16 protein-coding genes and 2 pseudogenes are annotated in these 17559 nt (G+C 37.6%); 12 read left to right on the top strand and 6 right to left on the bottom strand.

The window, feature by feature from the left end; all coding sequences use genetic code 11:
- Positions 1-394: 394 nt before the first annotated feature.
- Positions 395-547, bottom strand: coding sequence for a hypothetical protein (locus C7B62_RS25840; RefSeq protein WP_158260713.1), 153 nt, complete (start codon positions 545-547; stop codon positions 395-397).
- Positions 548-616: 69 nt separating this feature from the next.
- Entirely contained in the window at positions 617-769 is a 153-nt protein-coding gene (locus C7B62_RS25835; RefSeq protein ID WP_158260712.1) for a hypothetical protein, read from the bottom strand.
- A 635-nt stretch (positions 770-1404) separates the two neighbouring features.
- On the opposite strand from C7B62_RS25835, the gene C7B62_RS19170 reads away from it, so the two are divergent.
- From C7B62_RS19170 to clpX, 8 genes are all read left to right on the top strand, one after another.
- Complete coding sequence (locus C7B62_RS19170) at positions 1405-2061, top strand: carbonic anhydrase (RefSeq protein ID WP_106240785.1); 657 nt, start codon at positions 1405-1407, stop codon at positions 2059-2061.
- Between the two features lie 206 nt (positions 2062-2267).
- Positions 2268-3533, top strand: a complete 1266-nt coding sequence (locus C7B62_RS19165) for a response regulator (RefSeq protein ID WP_106240781.1) — start codon at positions 2268-2270, stop codon at positions 3531-3533.
- Positions 3534-3582: 49 nt separating this feature from the next.
- Positions 3583-3861 carry a Mo-dependent nitrogenase C-terminal domain-containing protein gene (locus tag C7B62_RS19160; protein ID WP_106240777.1) on the top strand — a complete coding sequence of 93 codons (279 nt, stop codon included), beginning with the start codon at positions 3583-3585 and terminating at the stop codon, positions 3859-3861.
- Between the two features lie 126 nt (positions 3862-3987).
- The gene (locus C7B62_RS19155) at positions 3988-4353 is read left to right on the top strand and encodes a response regulator transcription factor (protein WP_106240773.1); all 366 of its coding nucleotides are present in this window, start codon (positions 3988-3990) and stop codon (positions 4351-4353) included.
- A 32-nt stretch (positions 4354-4385) separates the two neighbouring features.
- Positions 4386-4961: a chemotaxis protein CheW gene (locus tag C7B62_RS19150; RefSeq protein ID WP_106240769.1), complete on the top strand. Its 576-nt coding sequence runs from the start codon at positions 4386-4388 to the stop codon at positions 4959-4961.
- Between the two features lie 112 nt (positions 4962-5073).
- On the top strand, positions 5074-7953 hold the full coding sequence (locus C7B62_RS19145; RefSeq protein WP_106240766.1) for a methyl-accepting chemotaxis protein: 2880 nt from the start codon (positions 5074-5076) through the stop codon (positions 7951-7953).
- A 98-nt stretch (positions 7954-8051) separates the two neighbouring features.
- Positions 8052-11129 carry a response regulator gene (locus tag C7B62_RS19140; RefSeq protein WP_106240763.1) on the top strand — a complete coding sequence of 1026 codons (3078 nt, stop codon included), beginning with the start codon at positions 8052-8054 and terminating at the stop codon, positions 11127-11129.
- A 73-nt stretch (positions 11130-11202) separates the two neighbouring features.
- Positions 11203-12540 carry an ATP-dependent protease ATP-binding subunit ClpX gene (gene clpX / locus C7B62_RS19135; RefSeq protein WP_106240761.1) on the top strand — a complete coding sequence of 446 codons (1338 nt, stop codon included), beginning with the start codon at positions 11203-11205 and terminating at the stop codon, positions 12538-12540.
- An 80-nt stretch (positions 12541-12620) separates the two neighbouring features.
- Here the strand turns inward: clpX and C7B62_RS25830 are convergent, their stop codons facing one another.
- The 3 genes and pseudogenes from C7B62_RS25830 to C7B62_RS19125 all read right to left on the bottom strand — a co-directional run.
- A complete protein-coding gene (locus tag C7B62_RS25830; protein ID WP_158260711.1) occupies positions 12621-12758 on the bottom strand; it encodes a hypothetical protein in 138 nt (45 codons plus the stop codon).
- 48 nt (positions 12759-12806) lie between these two features.
- Positions 12807-13289, bottom strand: coding sequence for a response regulator transcription factor (locus C7B62_RS19130; RefSeq protein WP_233220048.1), 483 nt, complete (start codon positions 13287-13289; stop codon positions 12807-12809).
- A gap of 96 nt (positions 13290-13385) precedes the next feature.
- Positions 13386-13541 (bottom strand): annotated as a pseudogene (locus C7B62_RS19125) (4Fe-4S cluster-binding domain-containing protein); the annotation flags it as partial.
- A gap of 342 nt (positions 13542-13883) precedes the next feature.
- Here C7B62_RS19125 and C7B62_RS19120 point away from each other — a divergent pair.
- Both C7B62_RS19120 and C7B62_RS19115 read left to right on the top strand, forming a co-directional pair.
- Positions 13884-14232: pseudogene (locus C7B62_RS19120) on the top strand (hypothetical protein); the annotation flags it as partial.
- A gap of 110 nt (positions 14233-14342) precedes the next feature.
- Positions 14343-15551 (top strand): acetate/propionate family kinase, encoded by a 1209-nt coding sequence (locus tag C7B62_RS19115; protein WP_106240758.1) that lies wholly within the window; start codon positions 14343-14345, stop codon positions 15549-15551.
- A 160-nt stretch (positions 15552-15711) separates the two neighbouring features.
- Here C7B62_RS19115 and C7B62_RS19110 read toward each other — a convergent pair whose 3' ends face one another.
- Positions 15712-16338 (bottom strand): PLDc N-terminal domain-containing protein, encoded by a 627-nt coding sequence (locus tag C7B62_RS19110; RefSeq protein ID WP_106240756.1) that lies wholly within the window; start codon positions 16336-16338, stop codon positions 15712-15714.
- A gap of 215 nt (positions 16339-16553) precedes the next feature.
- On the opposite strand from C7B62_RS19110, the gene C7B62_RS19105 reads away from it, so the two are divergent.
- Both C7B62_RS19105 and C7B62_RS19100 read left to right on the top strand, forming a co-directional pair.
- Positions 16554-16817 (top strand): hypothetical protein, encoded by a 264-nt coding sequence (locus C7B62_RS19105; protein WP_106240753.1) that lies wholly within the window; start codon positions 16554-16556, stop codon positions 16815-16817.
- Between the two features lie 70 nt (positions 16818-16887).
- Positions 16888-17559: AI-2E family transporter (locus C7B62_RS19100; RefSeq protein WP_146132142.1), on the top strand; the 672-nt coding region annotated here is incomplete at its 3' end.

Genomic DNA, 17559 nt, shown 5'->3' with positions numbered 1-17559 from the left:
AGTGACATTGTATTTCAAGCTCTTTAGTCTGGATTCTCTCAGCATATTACAGCTCAATTTTTCTTGCGCTTACCCTGGATAGGACAAGAATATAAACAAGCAGCATAAAAACAAAAACATGAATAAACCCCATAGCAATGTAACCATAAGTTTTTATCAATCGAAACAGTAATCATCAAGTAATTATCAATTTAGGTTTTATATTTAATGAAGTATTTTGATTGAATTCCTCAACATAGTTGAATATATATACTCACACTCTAAAAATAATAGATGTTGTGAGTTTTTTAATACTTTTTTTTTTATATTTTTACAAAATAAAAAAAGATGCCTTTTTAGACATCTTTAAGTAATAATAAGTTCTAGCAGTGTGATTTTTTAAATCAGAGCAACTTTAGGCTGCTTTTTTCTGATTTTGAGAGATAATTTTGAGTACATTATCTTTTTGAGCAATTTTAAAATTGGCTTGCTCTTGAGCCTGCTTAACTTGGAAAATTTTGAACTTTTTATCGACAATAGTTAATCTGTGGGTTCTATTGATGTTCATGAATTTCTAGGTTTACTTAGGTTGACTTAGGTTGACTTATTTCATGTGATTTTTTAAATCAGAGCAACTTTAGGCTGCTTCTTGCTGATTTTGAGAGATAATTTTGAGTACATTATCTTTTTGAGCAATTTTTAAATTGGCTTGCTCTTGAGCATGGTTAACTTGGAAAATTTTGAACTTTTTATCGACAATAGTTAATCTGTGGGTTCTATTGATGTTCATGAATTTCTAGGTTTACTTAGGTTGACTTAACTTATAAGCACTAATATAAATCATAAAAAGTGACATTCTAGGAACAAGAATAGACTTATCCAAAAATTAAATTTATGAGAAAAAAGACGGTAGATAATATCGAAAAATATCGGGATCGAGTAACTTCAATTTTAGGTATTAATTACTATTAGTGGCAAAAACCAGTAGAAAAAGCAATTACCTGTAAAAAAAAACAACAAGAAGAAAAACTAGAATCTCTGAAAATTAGAATGAATCTCCTGGAGGGCTTAAAAAAGGCAATTCTAAATCAAAGAACAAAAATGAAGTTATGTTTATTTTATTTAAGATAAATGCCGATATTGAAAGTTTTGGAAATTTAATGATGAAACAAGTTTTTATCTTCTTTCAGCAAGTAAGTTTTCATTATTTGTTTCCAATCTACTCATAAAGTAGATTATTTTTGGCGTTTGTACCTTTTTGTCCCTAGTTTGTTACCTTTGACAAACTAGGATGATTACAAATTAGATAAATAAAGATAGATATGTTCAGAAAAGCCTTAGAGTTTGGAACATCTGATCTAGATATACACTTTACTATCTGCAAAAAGCTTAATAATTTCAACAACACAAGAGAAGGTATTTCTGATGAAGAATTTCATTCCCTTTCAAAATGCTCAAACTAATAATGATGCTTCTTTCTACTCTCCAGGGAAAAGTCCAGTAATTCAACCAACTGCTAGCGTTCATCCTCTCGCTGTTGTCACTGGCAATGTTCACCTCGGTAAAAGAGTTACAGTTGCTCCTGCTGCATCTATTCGTGGTTATGAGGGTCAACCCGTTTGGGTAGGTAATGATGTTAAAATCCAAGACTGTGTAGTGCTTCATGCTCTAGATGCTTACTATCATCAGGAATTCGTCGAAGAAACATTAGTAGAAGTGGCAGGGGAGTTTTATGGTGCATATATTGACGATCGCGTATCTCTAACTCATCAATGCCAAGTACACGGCCCTGCTAGCATTGGTGCAGATACCTTTGTTGGTATGCAGTCATTAATTTTCAAAGCAATTGTCGGCAAAAACTGCATTATTGAACCCAAAGCATTAATTATGGGAGTAGAAATTGGAGATGGTAGATATGTACCTGCTGGAGCTTTAATTACTACTCAAGCAGCAGCCAATCAGTTACCGTTTGTCAATTACAGCGACCATTTTACAAGTCTAAGTAGATCAGTAGCAAAAGCTGACAATGAATCAGCAACTGTTTACCCCAAAGAAATACAGCAAAGACTAAGAATAGCCTAAACTTCAGGTCAAAATAGTCCTGGCACATGACTAACCTATAAGCATAAAGACTCCTAATTAACTATTCATTGCTCTAGGAGTCTGGGCTGATCTCCAATTGAGTTGCTAACGATTACAAATAAGAGCATTACAAATTAAATTATCTGCCAAGATTTTCATCTACGAAACATTCTTTTTAGAATTAGAAATTATTTAAAATTAGAGCGATGAATCAACAACTTTCGAGTTCCAATTCACTACCACCTGATAATAAGAACACTTTGAGCAAAGAATTTAGCGTATCAGTTCAAACTGAATTATTTACTAATCTCAAGCAGGTAAAATTTAGCGGTCAATTAATACTTACCAATCCTAGAGGGAATAAATGGACGGTATATCTTCATTCAGGTCAGGTTTTTTATGCTAATGGAGGACCTCATTCAGTTAAAAGATGGTATAGAAATCTAGCTGCTTTTCTTCCCGAACAAATTTCTAACGTAGCCAATTGGGAAACTGAAGCTAATGCAGCTGATGAAATTTCGCTGGAAGATGGCAACCGATGCTGGCAATATCAGCTACTGTGTTCTTGGGTACAGCAGCAAAAAATAACTCGTGAGCAAGCAACTAAAATTGTTTGGTCAACCCTGATAGAAACTTGGTTTGATGCTACCCAAAGCCAACAAACTAATTATGAATTAAAACAGCTTCCCTCTTCATCTAAAGGAATCATTTTACTCGATGGTAATCGAGTAATTACCGAAGTTGAACGACAACGAATTGCTTGGCAAAAAGCTCAAGTAGACAACTTAAATCTTAACCAAGCTCCAGTAATTAGCCAGGTAGAGCAAATGCAGCAAAGCACTTCTGCTACTGTTTTTCAAAATCTGAGTAATTTATTGGATGGTCAAAAAACCATAAGAGATTTGGGGATTCAGATGGAGCGCAAACCCTTAACTGTTACTTGCTTTTTACTGCCCTATATTCAATCAGGATTAGTTGAATTAATTAACGTTCCCGATTTGCCAGTTCCTGTGTTGCCTACAGTTACTGCTGCCATTGAACAGCCTTTAATAGCCTGTGTTGATGATAGTCCCTTAATTTGTAACTCTATGGAAAAGTTTCTAACGGATAAAGGCTATCGATTTACTGGGATTAACGATCCCTTAAGGGCTTTTAGTGTTTTGTTAGCTCTCAAACCAGATCTAATTTTTTTAGATTTAATGATGCCCAACACTAATGGTTACGAAGTGTGCGAAAAATTACGACGAATTTCTCACTTTCGCAATACTCCAATTGTGATTTTGACAGGAAACGATGGCGTGATCGATCGCTTGAAGGCAAAAGTGGTTGGCGCTTCGGGTTTTTTGAGCAAAAACAAAGTAGATGCAGCAGCAGTAACAGAAGTTCTCAATAAGCATCTGCGACATTGCACCCTTAGTCAGCTACAGCTTGGTGCATCGTCGGGTTTGGCTGGTAGCAAAAATGCAGCCTAAATAGCTAGTATCACCTAGTTTTCTAAATAAATAACTTTCTTGTAGAACTATGAACAATATATCGATTGTTTTTTCTGCCGTAAATTTTGTCCGTCATCAGTTTGAGTCAATAGAAATTACTAGTCCTTTATTAGCTCATTTGATTTGCCGAATAATACCTGCTCGTTGTCCTTTTGCCCGCAAAATTAAAGTTTTTAACCACACAGTTATTTCGATTCCACCTCTTTGTAAGCTTAATCCTTTTTACGAACAGCTAGTTGCTTTACGTTTTAAGTCCCTAACTTACTTAGCAGAAAAATGTGGAGAGGATGTGACGCTTTATTGCTGAATTCACGCTCTATCAATAGTAAGATGAACCACAAAATTTTGAATTTTAACTTCAGTTTTAGCTTTTTTAACCGGCATCTATTGGCTGCCGTCTATTTCAACAATTTACCCAAGAAAGAAAAAAATAATGAACAAGGTCTTAATAGTTGAAGATTCTTTGGTTGAACGCACGGCGATCGCTCTAATTTTAAACCGTGCTGGCTTTAAAGTTCAAACCATTGACAATGGAGAGGAAGTTCAAGCCAAAATTGCTAGTTGTCGACCTGATGTGATTATTCTCGATGTTATTCTTCCAGGACGAAGTGGGTTTGAAATTTGCCGTTATCTTAAAGCTAATCCAGAAATGAGTAAAATCCCAATTATTTTCTGCTCTAGTAAAACAACTGAACTCGATAAGTTCTGGGGACTTAGGCAGGGTGCTGCTGCTTATCTTACCAAACCATTGGCTGACAATGAATTACTGCAAACAATTGGGCAACTAGTTCCCGCTTAAATCTTCTTATAATTCAGAGAGAACACATTCAAATGGCATCTAATCTTTCCATCAAGTCAGGAGAAACAGCTTTATTTTACGGTAATGCGAAACCAGCACCCCCCGATCAACCGTCTTCTGACTCGACTTTAGCTCAACAACAACAGTTTTTGCGACTAAATATTAGTCCTGAGACAGTTGCCCTACTGCCAATCAAGGAGATTAGCGAAGTATTGAACATCTCCACAGAGCAAATTACACCCATGCCTTATATGTCACCCTGGATCATGGGTACTCATAATTGGCAAGGCAATATTCTTTGGCTAATAGATTTAGGATACTTAATCGGGCTTCAGCCTTTAGGTCAACAAGTCTCGGCTTCAAGCTATACAGCAGCAATTTTACAGTTTCGTTTTCCCAATAGTAACCAAGCAGTTGGAGTAGTTGTTAATCAAGTAGGAAACATTGAACGCTTAAATATAAATTCAATTCAACCTCCTTCTTTATCCCCTGACAATAAAGAATTGGCAAAGTTGTTACAGGGTTATTGGTTAAAGTCCGAACAAGAATTACTAGCAGTTTTAAAGCCAGATGCTCTTGTCCAAGCAATATCTCAACCTAAAAATTAATCAGTGCTGCGCTGATAAATATGGTTACTTTCAATTCTCTCATCTTCTCATCTCTAGTATATTTTTCATCCATAGCCAACTCAAATGTATATAGTTTATCTAAGTAAATCCCATGATTACTAATCTTTTAGACCCAGATTATGCTGATAAGAGCGATCGCGATAATTCAACTACCAAAAATTCTCCAGTCAGAAAGACTACAATTTCTAAAATTCCTAACTCTTCTAGTGATTCTGAAGCCAAGCCTGCAATCGTCAAAGATAGCTCTTTAATAAATCGTGTCACTAGTTACTGGAAACAAATGAGTTTACGACGCAAAGCAACTTTGTTTGCCGTAGCGATCAGTATAATACCGATGGCAGCAGTAGGGGGAATTGCTCATCAGTTGGCAAGTCGTTCCTTGAGCAAACAAATCATTAGCGATCAAGAAAGTCGAACTTTAGATGTTGCTCAAAAAGTCAGTCTTTTTACCAATCGCGTTGTTAGTGATGCCAATGCAGTTTCTAGTTCACCTTTATTAGCTGATCCACGAATCAAAGAGATAACCACAGAGGAACAAAAAACAGCATTTCTCAACAATTTTATTGCCAACCACACATTAGAAAATTACGATAGTGTTGCCGTTTTTGATGCTGATGGCAATCTAATGCTTCAGTCTCAATCTTCGGAGCCAATCGCTGCTCAAGAAAATTATAGTAATCATGATTACTTTCAACGAGCAATCTCTTTGAAAACACCTGTAGTCAACGATCCAGAGATCCATTCGTCTTCAAACAAAAGTAACTTGGTGGTAGCTGCTCCAATTTTAGATCCCCAGACAAATAAAGTACTTGGAGTTGTCCGTTTACAAATGCCTCTCAAGAATTGGCAGGAAATTTTTAAATATGTTCAAGCAGAAGGCTGGGAATACAAGTTAATTGATAGTGATAGATACATTTTTGATTCTGATGAATCAGAATTTATCAGCGGTCCAGTTGAAGAGGATCTAGACAATTTCGCCAAGCTACAAACAAAAATCGATACCAAAATAAACAGTCAAAACCGAGAGTCGGGTTTGATTGCTACTGATATTCTGCTAGATAAAAAAATTGAGACTGATGAGGCTGAGAATGGTAGGGAAGAAGTACTAGTAACTCTTGTGCCGATCACCAATATTGCAGGAGTAAAATCTCCAGGCTGGGAGATTGCCTTATCTCGTCCAACAAATGATGCGTTTGCCGCCTTGAGACAGTTACGCATGATTTTACTTTTGGGTAGCGGTGTAACTGCTCTAATTATCGGAGCGATCGCTGCTACCGTTACCCGTCGAGCTACCCTACCAATTATTCAAGCAGCAGGAGCAGTTGAAAAGATTGGTCAAGGAGCGTTAGGTACGAAGCTGGAGATCCAAGGAGCAGATGAGATAGCTGTTTTGGGAACTAATATTAATAAAATGGCGAAAAAGTTAAGGACATTTGTGCAATATCAAGCAGAAGAAACCGAGCGTTCTAAGCGGCTCAAAGAGTTAACCCTTAAACTTTCGCGAGTAAGTAATTCTCAAGAGTTATTTCAAATAGCTTTGAGAGAAATTATCTTAGCTTTAAAAGTAGACCGAGCTATTGTCTATCGTCTAGAAAAAAATGGTACAGGTGAAATTATCGCCGAATCTACAATGGGTAGATCTGCTAGCTTTTTAAAGGAAAGTAATCCTCATTTAGAGTATCTCGATCAGCTGTTTGCCGATAATAAATCAAATAAAGTACAGGTAATTTCTAGTATTGATGTTATCAATCTTGAGGAAAATCATCTTCAACAGTTGGAAAAATTCAATGTTAAAGCTGAATTAATCGCTCCTTTTTATGCAGGGAAAGATTGTCAAAGTCAGAAATTATTAATAGTTCAACAATGTAGTAAGTCGCGAACCTGGCAAAAAAAAGAAGTTGACTTTTTTGCTCAACTTACTTCTCACGTCGTACTTGCCTCAGAGCGAACCAAAGTATTACAGCAGCAAAAAGACGCCAAGGAAGAATTACAACGTCAAGCGTTAAGTTTGCTGATGGAGGTACATCCAATTAGTGAAGGAGACTTAACTATTCGCGCTACGGTAACGGAGGGAGAAATTGGTACTCTGGCTGATTCTTATAACTCCACTGTCGAAAGCTTGCGAGAAATCGTTCTACAGGTTAAAAAATCGACAACTCAAATGACTGTATCCACCAGCAACAGTGAAGGATTTGCCCAATCTCTTGCCGAGAGAGCGACTCAACAGTCCAAGGCGATCTCTGCTGCTTTAGAGCAAATTCAAGCCATGGCAAAGTCAGTCCAGGCTGTTGCTATCAATACTGAAGAGGTGGAAACGACTTTCCAGGAAGTATTAAAAACCGTCGCTACTGGAGATGTAGCAATGGATCGCACCGTCGCAGGAATTATGGACATTCGCCAAACAGTCGCCGAAACCGCTAAGAAGGTCAAACGATTAGGAGAATCCTCGCAGAAAATTTCTAAAGTCGTCAATTTAATCGGTGGTTTTGCTGCTCAGACTAACATCTTAGCTCTTAATGCCTCTTTGGAAGCATCTCGTGTAGGAGAAGAAGAACATAACTTTGCGACGGTAGCTGAAGAAATTAGAATTCTCGCACAGCAATCGGCTGAAGCTACAACTGAAATTGAAAAAATAGTAGCCAGCATTCAGCTAGACACAAAGGAAGTATTCAAAGCAATGGAAGAAGGTATTGAGCGAGTAGTTATTGGGACTAAATTGGTAGATGAAACCCGTCAGAGTCTTAATCAAGTTGCGATCTCCAGTCACAAGGTAAGTAGTAGAATTGCCGAAATTGCCCAAGAAACCGTTGAAGAGTCTGAAGCTAGTCAAAAAATTACTCAAACTATTGCCGAAGTTGCTTCCATGGCAAATACAACTTCAACAGATGCCGAACTAGTATCAGCTTCGACTAAAGAGCTATTAGCAGTAGCGGAAATTTTACAGGCAAGTGTAAGTCGGTTTAAAGCCTAGTAACCAAAGTTGGGAGTTGGATTAACCAACCATTAATTATTTATTACCAATTAAAACGAAAAAGATAGAGCTTAGAGCCTATAGCTAATTAAAGACCTATGATTGACTCAGAAATTCGCCAACGAACCTATCAATTTTTTCTAGAAGAAGCTCCAGAGCTTTTACAGATACTGGAAACAGGATTGCTAAATTTAAAACAAGAACTTAGCCCCGCCTTAGTTCACGATTTAATGCGCTCTGCCCACTCCCTTAAGGGTGGTGCAGCTACTGTGGGACTAGATGCCCTGGCAATGATTGCACATCGCTTAGAAAGTATTTTAAGAGGACTCTATAGCGAAAAAGTAGAATTGGATACAGAGTTAGAAACTTGGCTACTTGAAGCTTATGATTGTTTAAAAGAACCATTACAACAACAGATTAACCAAGGTAGTTTTGCAGAAGAGTCGGCTTTAGCTAGTGCCGATCTGGTTTTTAGTAAAATAGAAACCCGACTGGCAGACGTTTTAAAAGAGGCTGAAAACTACATTCCCAGCTCCTCTGATCTGGGAGTTGATATGGTATCTTCTATCTTTGAAATAGATGTAGCACAAGGAATAGAACGTCTAGCGATGGTGTTAGAAAATCCTCAAAATCATGAAGTTGAGGGAGAATTACGCGCTCAGGCAGAAGTTTTTGCCGGGTTTGCCGAAATTTTAGGTTTACCTGGATTTGGTGAGATTTCTTTAGCCATAAATGATGCTATTGATGCCCATCCCGATCGCATTTTGGAAATTATGTCTCTGGCATTAGATAATTTTCAGGTTGCTAGAGAATTAGTTTTGGCAGGCGATCGCCAATCTGGAGGTAGTCCTTCAGAGGCTTTAAAAGCACTGAAAGCCGATATTCCCCAAGAACAAAATCAGACTATTGCCACTACCTTTGGATCTCAATTATCAACAGTAACACCAACTATAGTTCATGAAAACAGTTTAGATCAGTCTTTAGATGATTTAGAAAGTTTCTTATCTCTATCAGAAGTTGAAAATGAATCTCTAGATAATTTATTAACAGAGGAAATCTTTGATTGTGAATCAGAAGTGTTTACCGAAACAAAAACTGTAACTAATCCAGAATTTTCTGCCACACCTTCTGCTCTAGTTCCTCAGCCATTATTATTTAAAAATCCCCATAGTACAAAATCTTCTAAATCTTCTCAACAAAAAACCCAGATTAAATCTAATACTAAATTTAATTCTACTACCAACTTAAAGGTAAAAGTCAATCTTGATCGATTGGAAAAAATGAATAATTTAGTAGGAGAATTAATAATAAATCGTAATAGTCTTGCATTACAGCAAGAGCATTTACAGGCAATTGTACTTAAAGTTCAGCAGGGATTAGAACAATTTCAAAATTTAACTACTGCCTTAGAAGGTTTATCAGATAACACCAGCACTAACTTGAACAGTACCAACTCTGATACTGATCTTTCTTCCTTAAGATCTTCTCCAATCAAAAATCAACTATTGAATAGCGATCGCTTATTTGATTCTTTAGAAATGGATAACTATGACGATCAACATTCTTCAATTCAGACTGCACTAGAAGAGATGATGCAGTTAGAAGAAGCGGTTGAAGATCTGGCTCTGTTTACTCGACAATCCGATCAAAACATCAGACAGCAAGAGCAAATCTTGACTAAATTAAGCAATGAATTAATGTGGGCGCGGATGCTCCCCTTGGAAAATGTGTTAAACCATTTTCCACGAGCTTTGCGGGATTTATCAACTCAGTATCAAAAGCCTGTCAACTTAGAGATGAAGGGAACAGATATTTTAGTTGACAAAGGCATCCTCGAAAAACTTCATGACCCCCTACTACATTTAATTCGCAACGCTTTCGATCACGGTGTAGAACTCCCCGAACTTCGACGCCAACAGGGTAAGTCTCCAACAGGAAATATTACTATTCATGCTGCTCATCAAGGTAATCGGACTCTAATTGAAATCAGTGATGATGGTCAGGGCTTAGATTTAATGAAAATTGCCCAACGAGCAGTAGATAAAGGTTGGTTATCCATGAATCAATTAAGCCAAATTGATCGAGAGCAGCTACTGAATTATATTTTTGAACCCGGCTTTTCTACCGCCGATCAAGTTAGCGAACTTTCTGGACGGGGAGTTGGTTTAGATGTAGTCCGTTCTCAACTAGAAGCGATTAAAGGAACTGTTTTGGTTGACTCTTCGCCAGGCAAAGGAACAACCTTTACTTTAAGTTTGCCACTGACTTTAACCATTGCCAAATTGTTAGTCTGTTCAGCCGAGACAAATTTACTTGCTTTACCAATTGCTAGCATTCAAGAAATTATTCCCACTACAAGTGTCCAAACCAAACAAGTAGGCACAGAAAGGATCATCTCTTGGCGAGACGAGTTGTTGCCAGTTTATCGACTGTCCGATTTACTAGAATATCGTTATCCTACCCTGAATAATCAAAACAAAACTCTAGCCAATGATTCGGCAATGTTGATAATTCCCACGGAAAAATCTAATTTTGCCCTAGAAGTTGAAGGTTTTGGTATAGAGCAAGAAATGGTAATCAAACCTCTAGCTAGAGATGTTTTTCATTTTGACTATGTTTATGGTTGTACTGTGATGGGGGATGGAAATCTAATTCCAGCGATCGATGCGGTTGCTTTGCTAGCTAATTTTAAACAGCAAAAGGAGAGTACATCTAACAATGCCCTTGAACCAGTCATCAATACTTACCAAAATTTAGCAACTACTAATGTTTCTGTTCCCACAGTGTTGGTAGTTGATGACTCGGCTATGATGCGCAAAACCTTAACTCTTACCCTGCAAAAAGTTGGTTATCGAGTTCTACAGGCGCGGGATGGCAAAGAAGCACTGGAATTACTATTACAAAATCCTGCTGTTGATTTAATTGTTAGTGATTTGGAAATGCCTAGACTTAATGGTTTTGAGTTTCTCAATGAACTACGCAAAAAACCTCTATCTTCAACAATTCCCGTGGTTATGCTGACTACTCGTATCAACGATAAACATCGTCAACTAGCTTTACATTTAGGAGCAAGTGCTTATATGAGCAAACCTTATATTGAACAAGAATTTCTGGACGTACTCAGAAATACTGTTAATCGGGAAACAAATATATCTGCCTTACCTTACGCGGCTTAAGCAATCACGTAAGTAATCACGTTTTCACTGACTAGTAATAATTAAATATTTTTTAAATCAAACAAAATTAATCATGATAATGGAAGACTTTCAACTTAGATGTTCTTTTTGCGATCGCTTACAAAATCAAGTTGGTGAACTTATTGCGGGAGGAAAGGTTAATATTTGTAATGAGTGTGTCGGCTTGTGCAATAATCTGCTGCTAGAAAAATCGCTAAATAATAGTGATAGCAATAATTATAGTAATATTAATAGCAATAGTATCGATCAACTTAATTCTGAAGTAAATCAATCCTTTTCTTTAGCTCAACTACCCAAACCAAAAGACTTAAAACAACATTTAGACGAATATATTATTGGTCAAGAAGAAGCTAAAAAAACTCTTTCTGTAGCAGTTTATAACCACTATAAACGTCTTAGTATCCTTGAAGCTCAACGCAATCAAGTAAATCAAAATTCCATCAAGTTACAAAAATCTAACATTCTTTTGATTGGGCCTACTGGTTCAGGAAAAACCCTAATCGCCCAAACTCTTGCTCAACAGCTTCATGTACCTTTTGCCATAGCCGATGCCACCACTCTTACTGAAGCAGGCTATGTTGGTGAAGACGTAGAAAATGTATTGTTACGATTACTACAAAATGCTGATTTTGATGTAGCCGAAGCAGAAAAAGGAATTATTTATCTTGACGAAATCGATAAGATTACGCGCAAAAGCGAAAATACCTCAATTAGCCGTGATGTATCGGGAGAAGGGGTACAGCAGGCACTGTTGAAAATAGTAGAAGGTACTATAGCTAACATAGCTCCCCAAGGAGGACGCAAGCATCCTAATCAAGAATGTATTCAAATTGACACTAGTAATATTTTATTTATCTGTGGTGGTGCTTTTGTTGGTCTAGAAAAAATTATCGGACAACGCAGTCATAAAAAATCGATTGGGTTTGTCAAGAGCGAAAAAGTTAAGTTACATCCAACTCAAGAAGATAATCTGATGCAACATTTTGAATCTGATGATTTGGTTAAATTTGGCTTGATTCCTGAACTTATCGGCAGATTACCGATAGTAACGACCTTAAATCCTCTTACAGAAGAAGCTTTACTGGATATCTTGACTAAGCCTCGCAATGCTTTAACCAAACAATATCAAGAACTTTTGCGGCTCGATAACGTTGAGCTAGAATTTGAAGCAAATGCTTTAAGAGCGATCGCTTCTGAAGCCTATCGACGCAAAACTGGCGCTAGAGCTTTACGCGGAATAATTGAGGAATTAATGTTAGATCTGATGTATGAATTACCTTCTCAGAAAAATGTTAGCCATTGCCTGATTACTGGAAAAATGGTTTCAGAAAAATATCCCCACGCTAAAGCATTACTTCATTCTACCTATATGTCTAAGCTGGCAGGATAATTTTATTGAGGTTCTTTTGATGAGGTCTGAAGCCATTTTTTTGATACTTCGTAGTTAAAAATCGATCTTATACCAATTCTCTAAATGTTGACTATAGATAATGCTTTCAGTACATGGGTTCGCCCTGTAATCGAAGCAATAACTTCTTTGGTCATTAGACCTCTTGCATGAATCATGCGATGATTTTGGCTAGCTTCGCAATCGTTAACTGAGTCCACAATTATCCCTCTTCTGTCACTATCCGAAATCAAGCAGTAGGGTAGTCCCTACAAAACAGTGGAGGTGGAGAATTCATGGGCATTTTCAGAGATAGGTGCAACAATCAAATCTCGCCATTCTAACTTAGTTGAAGTGAGACCCATCTTCATAAATACCGAAGATAAAGCTTGTGCTTCTCGACGCAGCAAGGCATGAATTCGCACCGTCAGCTCGTCAAAATTAAACGGTTTAACTAGATAATCATCAGCTCCCGCATTAAAACCTTCGATAATATCGGTGCTGCAATTGCGCGCGGTTAACATCAGAACGGGCATACTATAATCGCGAGCGCGAATTTTTTTACACAGGCTGATGCCATCAATTTGGGGCAGCATCACATCTAAAACCACCAAATCGTAGTTAAAAAGCGCAATATATTCCCATGCTTCTTCGCCATCTGTAGCAATATTCACCGCATATCTTTGAGAGATGAGATGGTTAGCCAGGGCATCTACTAACACTTCATCATCGTCTACCAATAAAAGTCTCATCTAAGTTTTAAGCATAATTTGAGGTCTTTCTTCACTCTAGCAAGCTTATTGTAAGTGAATAATGTGCGATCGCTATTTCTGAATGATGCCGATCTTAAAACAATCAGGACATTCTCGCAAGCATCCCTGCACCCAGATTACAGCCCGATATCCAGGACCATTAACTTCTGATTCATCGGCATAACCCATGATGTTGAGGCATCCAGAGGGAATTTCCATTAGTTCTAGATAAGGATTTTTCTTAATTGTCATTTTGCTTCTCCATAAGAAAGTTAATCTCGAACCTATAAATCTCTGTTCTTAATGTGACAAATTCCCTTGTTGCTTTCTATGAGCTAGCTCATAGACGTAATTCAAAAAGTTTGCCAAGATCGAAGTGGAACAGAGACAACGATCGCTCTGTCTCAGATGCAGACTAAGTTTAATGGTGAACTGGTATGAAGTAGAAATCTTTAATCCAGCCAAAAATTTCGTTTTTTAGAAGTGTTTTTGTAATATAGCTTCTCCCAAGCTTAAATGAGAAATCAAACCAGTAAAATTCAATTGGCTCACGAAAGAATTGGGTTTAATTGAACTCATCTTCTTTGAAATAGCGATCGTCATTTTCATAATGAGAATTGCTGGGGCGGAGTTCATTTTATTACCCGCATGAAAATTAATGCTGCCATTGAATATCAACAGGTTTTTACCGATAGTTATAGTTTACGCGATCGCTTGATTCAAATCGGCTCTGGAACAAAAAAGACTCCTAGTGTTACTCTTCGTTTAATTGAAATCAGAAAAGGTAAGATCTGGCATTCTTACGGCGCGTTTTGGGTAAGAAGATTCTTACCCATTTGCGAAGCTTATCCTTTAGGAAAAGCCGCCTTATCTAACTTCAGTTCTCGACCCAGAAATATTACCTCCCTATGTAGTCATTGATTTGTATCAAAAACGCTGGCGGGCGCGAATTAGATGAATATCTTTAACAATTAACAGTGATCGGGGTAGATTTGGAAAGTTTATTTTTTAAAATGAATTTAGCAATTATTTCTATCGAGAGCAACTAAATTCATGTACATTTTAGTCCTCAACGCTGGTTCAAGTAGTCAAAAAAGTTGCCTTTACAGATTGGAAACAGAATTACCTCAACAGCCACCAGAACCCTTATGGTCAGCGCATATAGATTGGATTGCTGCAGATTTTGGCAGCTTGATGGTTAAAAGTAATGGTGTTCAACAACAGATTGAGTTAGCTAATCGTAACCAGGCTTTAGAAATAATGCTGAAAACTCTTGTCCAAGGGTCAACTAAAGTTTTAGATAACCTAGAGCAAATAGATGTCGTTGGTCATCGGGTAGTTCATGGAGGTGCGGAATATTCCCAGCCGACGATAATTACATCTGAAGTTAAAAATGCGATCGCTGATTTAATTCCCCTCGCTCCTAATCATAATCCTGCTCATCTCGAAGGGATAAATGCGATCGCCAAAATCCTCCCTGAAGTTAATCAAATAGCCGTATTCGACACTGCTTTTCACCGTCAAATACCCAAACCTGCTAAAGTTTATCCTCTACCCTATGAATGGTTTCAACGGGGGATTCAACGTTATGGTTTTCATGGAATTAGTCATCAATATTGCGCGACCAAAACGGCTCAAATTCTTGATAAATCTCTAGACTCTTTAAAAATAGTTACCTGTCATTTAGGAAATGGTTGTTCATTAGCTGCCATTGCCAATGGTATTTGTATCGACACGACAATGGGCTTTTCTCCCCTGGAAGGCTTAATGATGGGGACGCGCTGCGGTTCAATTGACCCCCAAATTTTGCTGTATCTAATGCGAGAATATGGTTTAAATGGAGATGAATTAAATCAATTATTAAATAAAGAGTCTGGATTACTGGGAGTTTCAGGTATATCCGCCGATATGAGAGCAATTTTAGCAGCTAGTGCCGAAGGAGAAGAACAAGCACAATTAGCCTTTGATATTTATATCCATCGCCTCAGAAGTAGTATCGGGGCAATGATAGCATCGTTGGGAGGATTAGACGCTTTGGTATTTACCGCAGGTGTAGGGGAAAATGCAGCCAAGGTAAGAGCCAAAACCTGTGAGCAATTTGCTTTTTTGGGTTTACACCTAGATATAGATAAAAATAATGCTTGTCCGATGAATGAAGATATCGCCATCTCAGATTCTCAAGTTAGGGTATTAGTTATCCATACAGAAGAAGATTGGGAAATTGCAACTCAGTGCTGGCAATATATAGCCGTACAAGGTTGAACTAGGACAGTCAGAGTGATTGGCTTCATTAGTAGCAAGTAGCCCTTCGGGTTCGACAGTTTGCTCAAGTCGGGAAACCCACCTTCCGCACGTCAAAATGTAGTATTGAAAAATTCAGTAAAATTAAGCAGTTAATCGCGAAATAATCAAATCAAAATAATTATTTTCTATATAAAGGTTCTAGATTTTTGAAATGACAAAAGTTTTCGGAGTCTGACAAAAGAGGGTTATTTGAGCCGATTTCATCATAAATTACATAAATTTTTGCACCCTCTATAGCCTTAGCAATCAAAATATCTTTAAACTTATTGCCAATTTCGTCGTCATTAACAATGTAAGATTGCAGCAGAATGTAGTCTTGCGCTTTGTCAATCTCCTCTAACATCTGACTAAAAGTTTGCTTGCCATCAATCAAGAGTGCAATCGTATTATTATTGGTAAAAGTCAGGTCGCTAACGCTACTAATTAACTTTTCTACGCTAGATAAGCGATCGGGTAACTTTACTTTAAACTCTAATATTTCGTCGTAGGCACGACCCACTATATCCTCGTGTTGTTGGTAAACTTGACGTATAGCTTCGCTATAGCCCTGAAATCTGCTCCGACCAAAAATCCAATACAGGGGAATAGCCAGCCACGGAAAGGTAATCAAAGAAATTGCCCAGGCGATCGCGCCTCTAGAAGAGCGAACATTCATAACCGCATGAGCAGCATTAGCAATTCCCAAAATGTGAACTACTAAAGATACTGTACCGTAAATAAAAAACCAGTTGATTGTTATAGGCATCTCAAATCTAGGTTACTGGCATCAAGTATATAACTGTTACACCAAATCAAAACTCTATAGCTAGATAGGTGCAATCAAATAAAAAGATCGTAGATTTTCGCTATTGATTTTGCCGACTCAATTTCAACTATGTTTATTACTAAAGAGGGAGTAAATTTTGAACCCGTTTCCTTAAGCTAAAGGCGAATATACTCGATGCGATCGGCGAATTAGTAATGGCAAATACAGATAAGCAAAAAAAGGACTTAAATAAGTTTTTGTATCCAGTTCACAATTACCACGGTGAATTTACCCCGAACAATTTAGCCTTCAATGCTAATATTCAAGAATTCGCTCAGAAGATATCATACGTATGCAGCCTAGAAACTAACGGCAAAATTCCGCCAGAGGAAGCTAACAAAAAAATCAAATCACTTTGGAAAGCATTGAAACAGTTCAAACACAATCTTATCGATAATACTGACTTTTCGAGCGATTGAGAATAAAAGTATATTATGAAAAGTATTTATCAGACATAACATAAAAATAGCCAAAAAAGAGAAAGCATTTATGAAAACCCAAAAGCGCAGCATTACTTCGTTACTAATAGGTATTGCTAGCTTAGTACTAATCGTGGCAGGGCTTAAAGCGATGTCAGGCTTGTTAAGTCCTATATTGCTTTCTTTGTTCATCGTACTGGTGACATATCCTATAATGATGTGGCTTAAAAGGCGCGGTTTCCCTCACTGGCTGGCATATACTATCGTGCTGTTTATCGTTCTTAGTGTCGGGGCATTCTTTGTTTTCTTTTTTACTATCTCTTTTGAACAGCTTGCAGATGTATTACCTAGCTATGTTAACCAAATAGAAGCACAGCTTAATAATTTGTGGCAATGGCTCAACGAGCGAGGCGTAGAATCGGAAGATATTCAATCTTTGCAATGGTTTCAGCCCGAGCGAATTATTCAGTTGGTACTGTCTTTTATCTCATCACTAATAAGTATCTTCTCAAATATTGGGCTGACGCTACTGATTTTTATCTATATGCTGGCTACCGCACCGACTTTTGCCAGACAACTCCGCCGAGGACTAGGGGACAATTCACTCTTAATAGGGCAATTTCAGGATTTTGCTCAGAGTACAACCAGTTATCTAGCGATCAAGAGTTGGATAGGAGCTTTGACAGCTATCTGTCAGATTATTCTAATGTGGATTATGGGGGTGCAGTTTGCCGTACTGTGG

This window comes from Pleurocapsa sp. CCALA 161, assembly GCF_003003995.1.
In the GTDB taxonomy this organism is placed as follows: Bacteria; Cyanobacteriota; Cyanobacteriia; order Cyanobacteriales; family Xenococcaceae; genus Waterburya.
The sequence above is the reverse complement of the archived record's forward strand: the minus strand, read 5'-3'. Positions and strand labels throughout refer to the sequence as shown.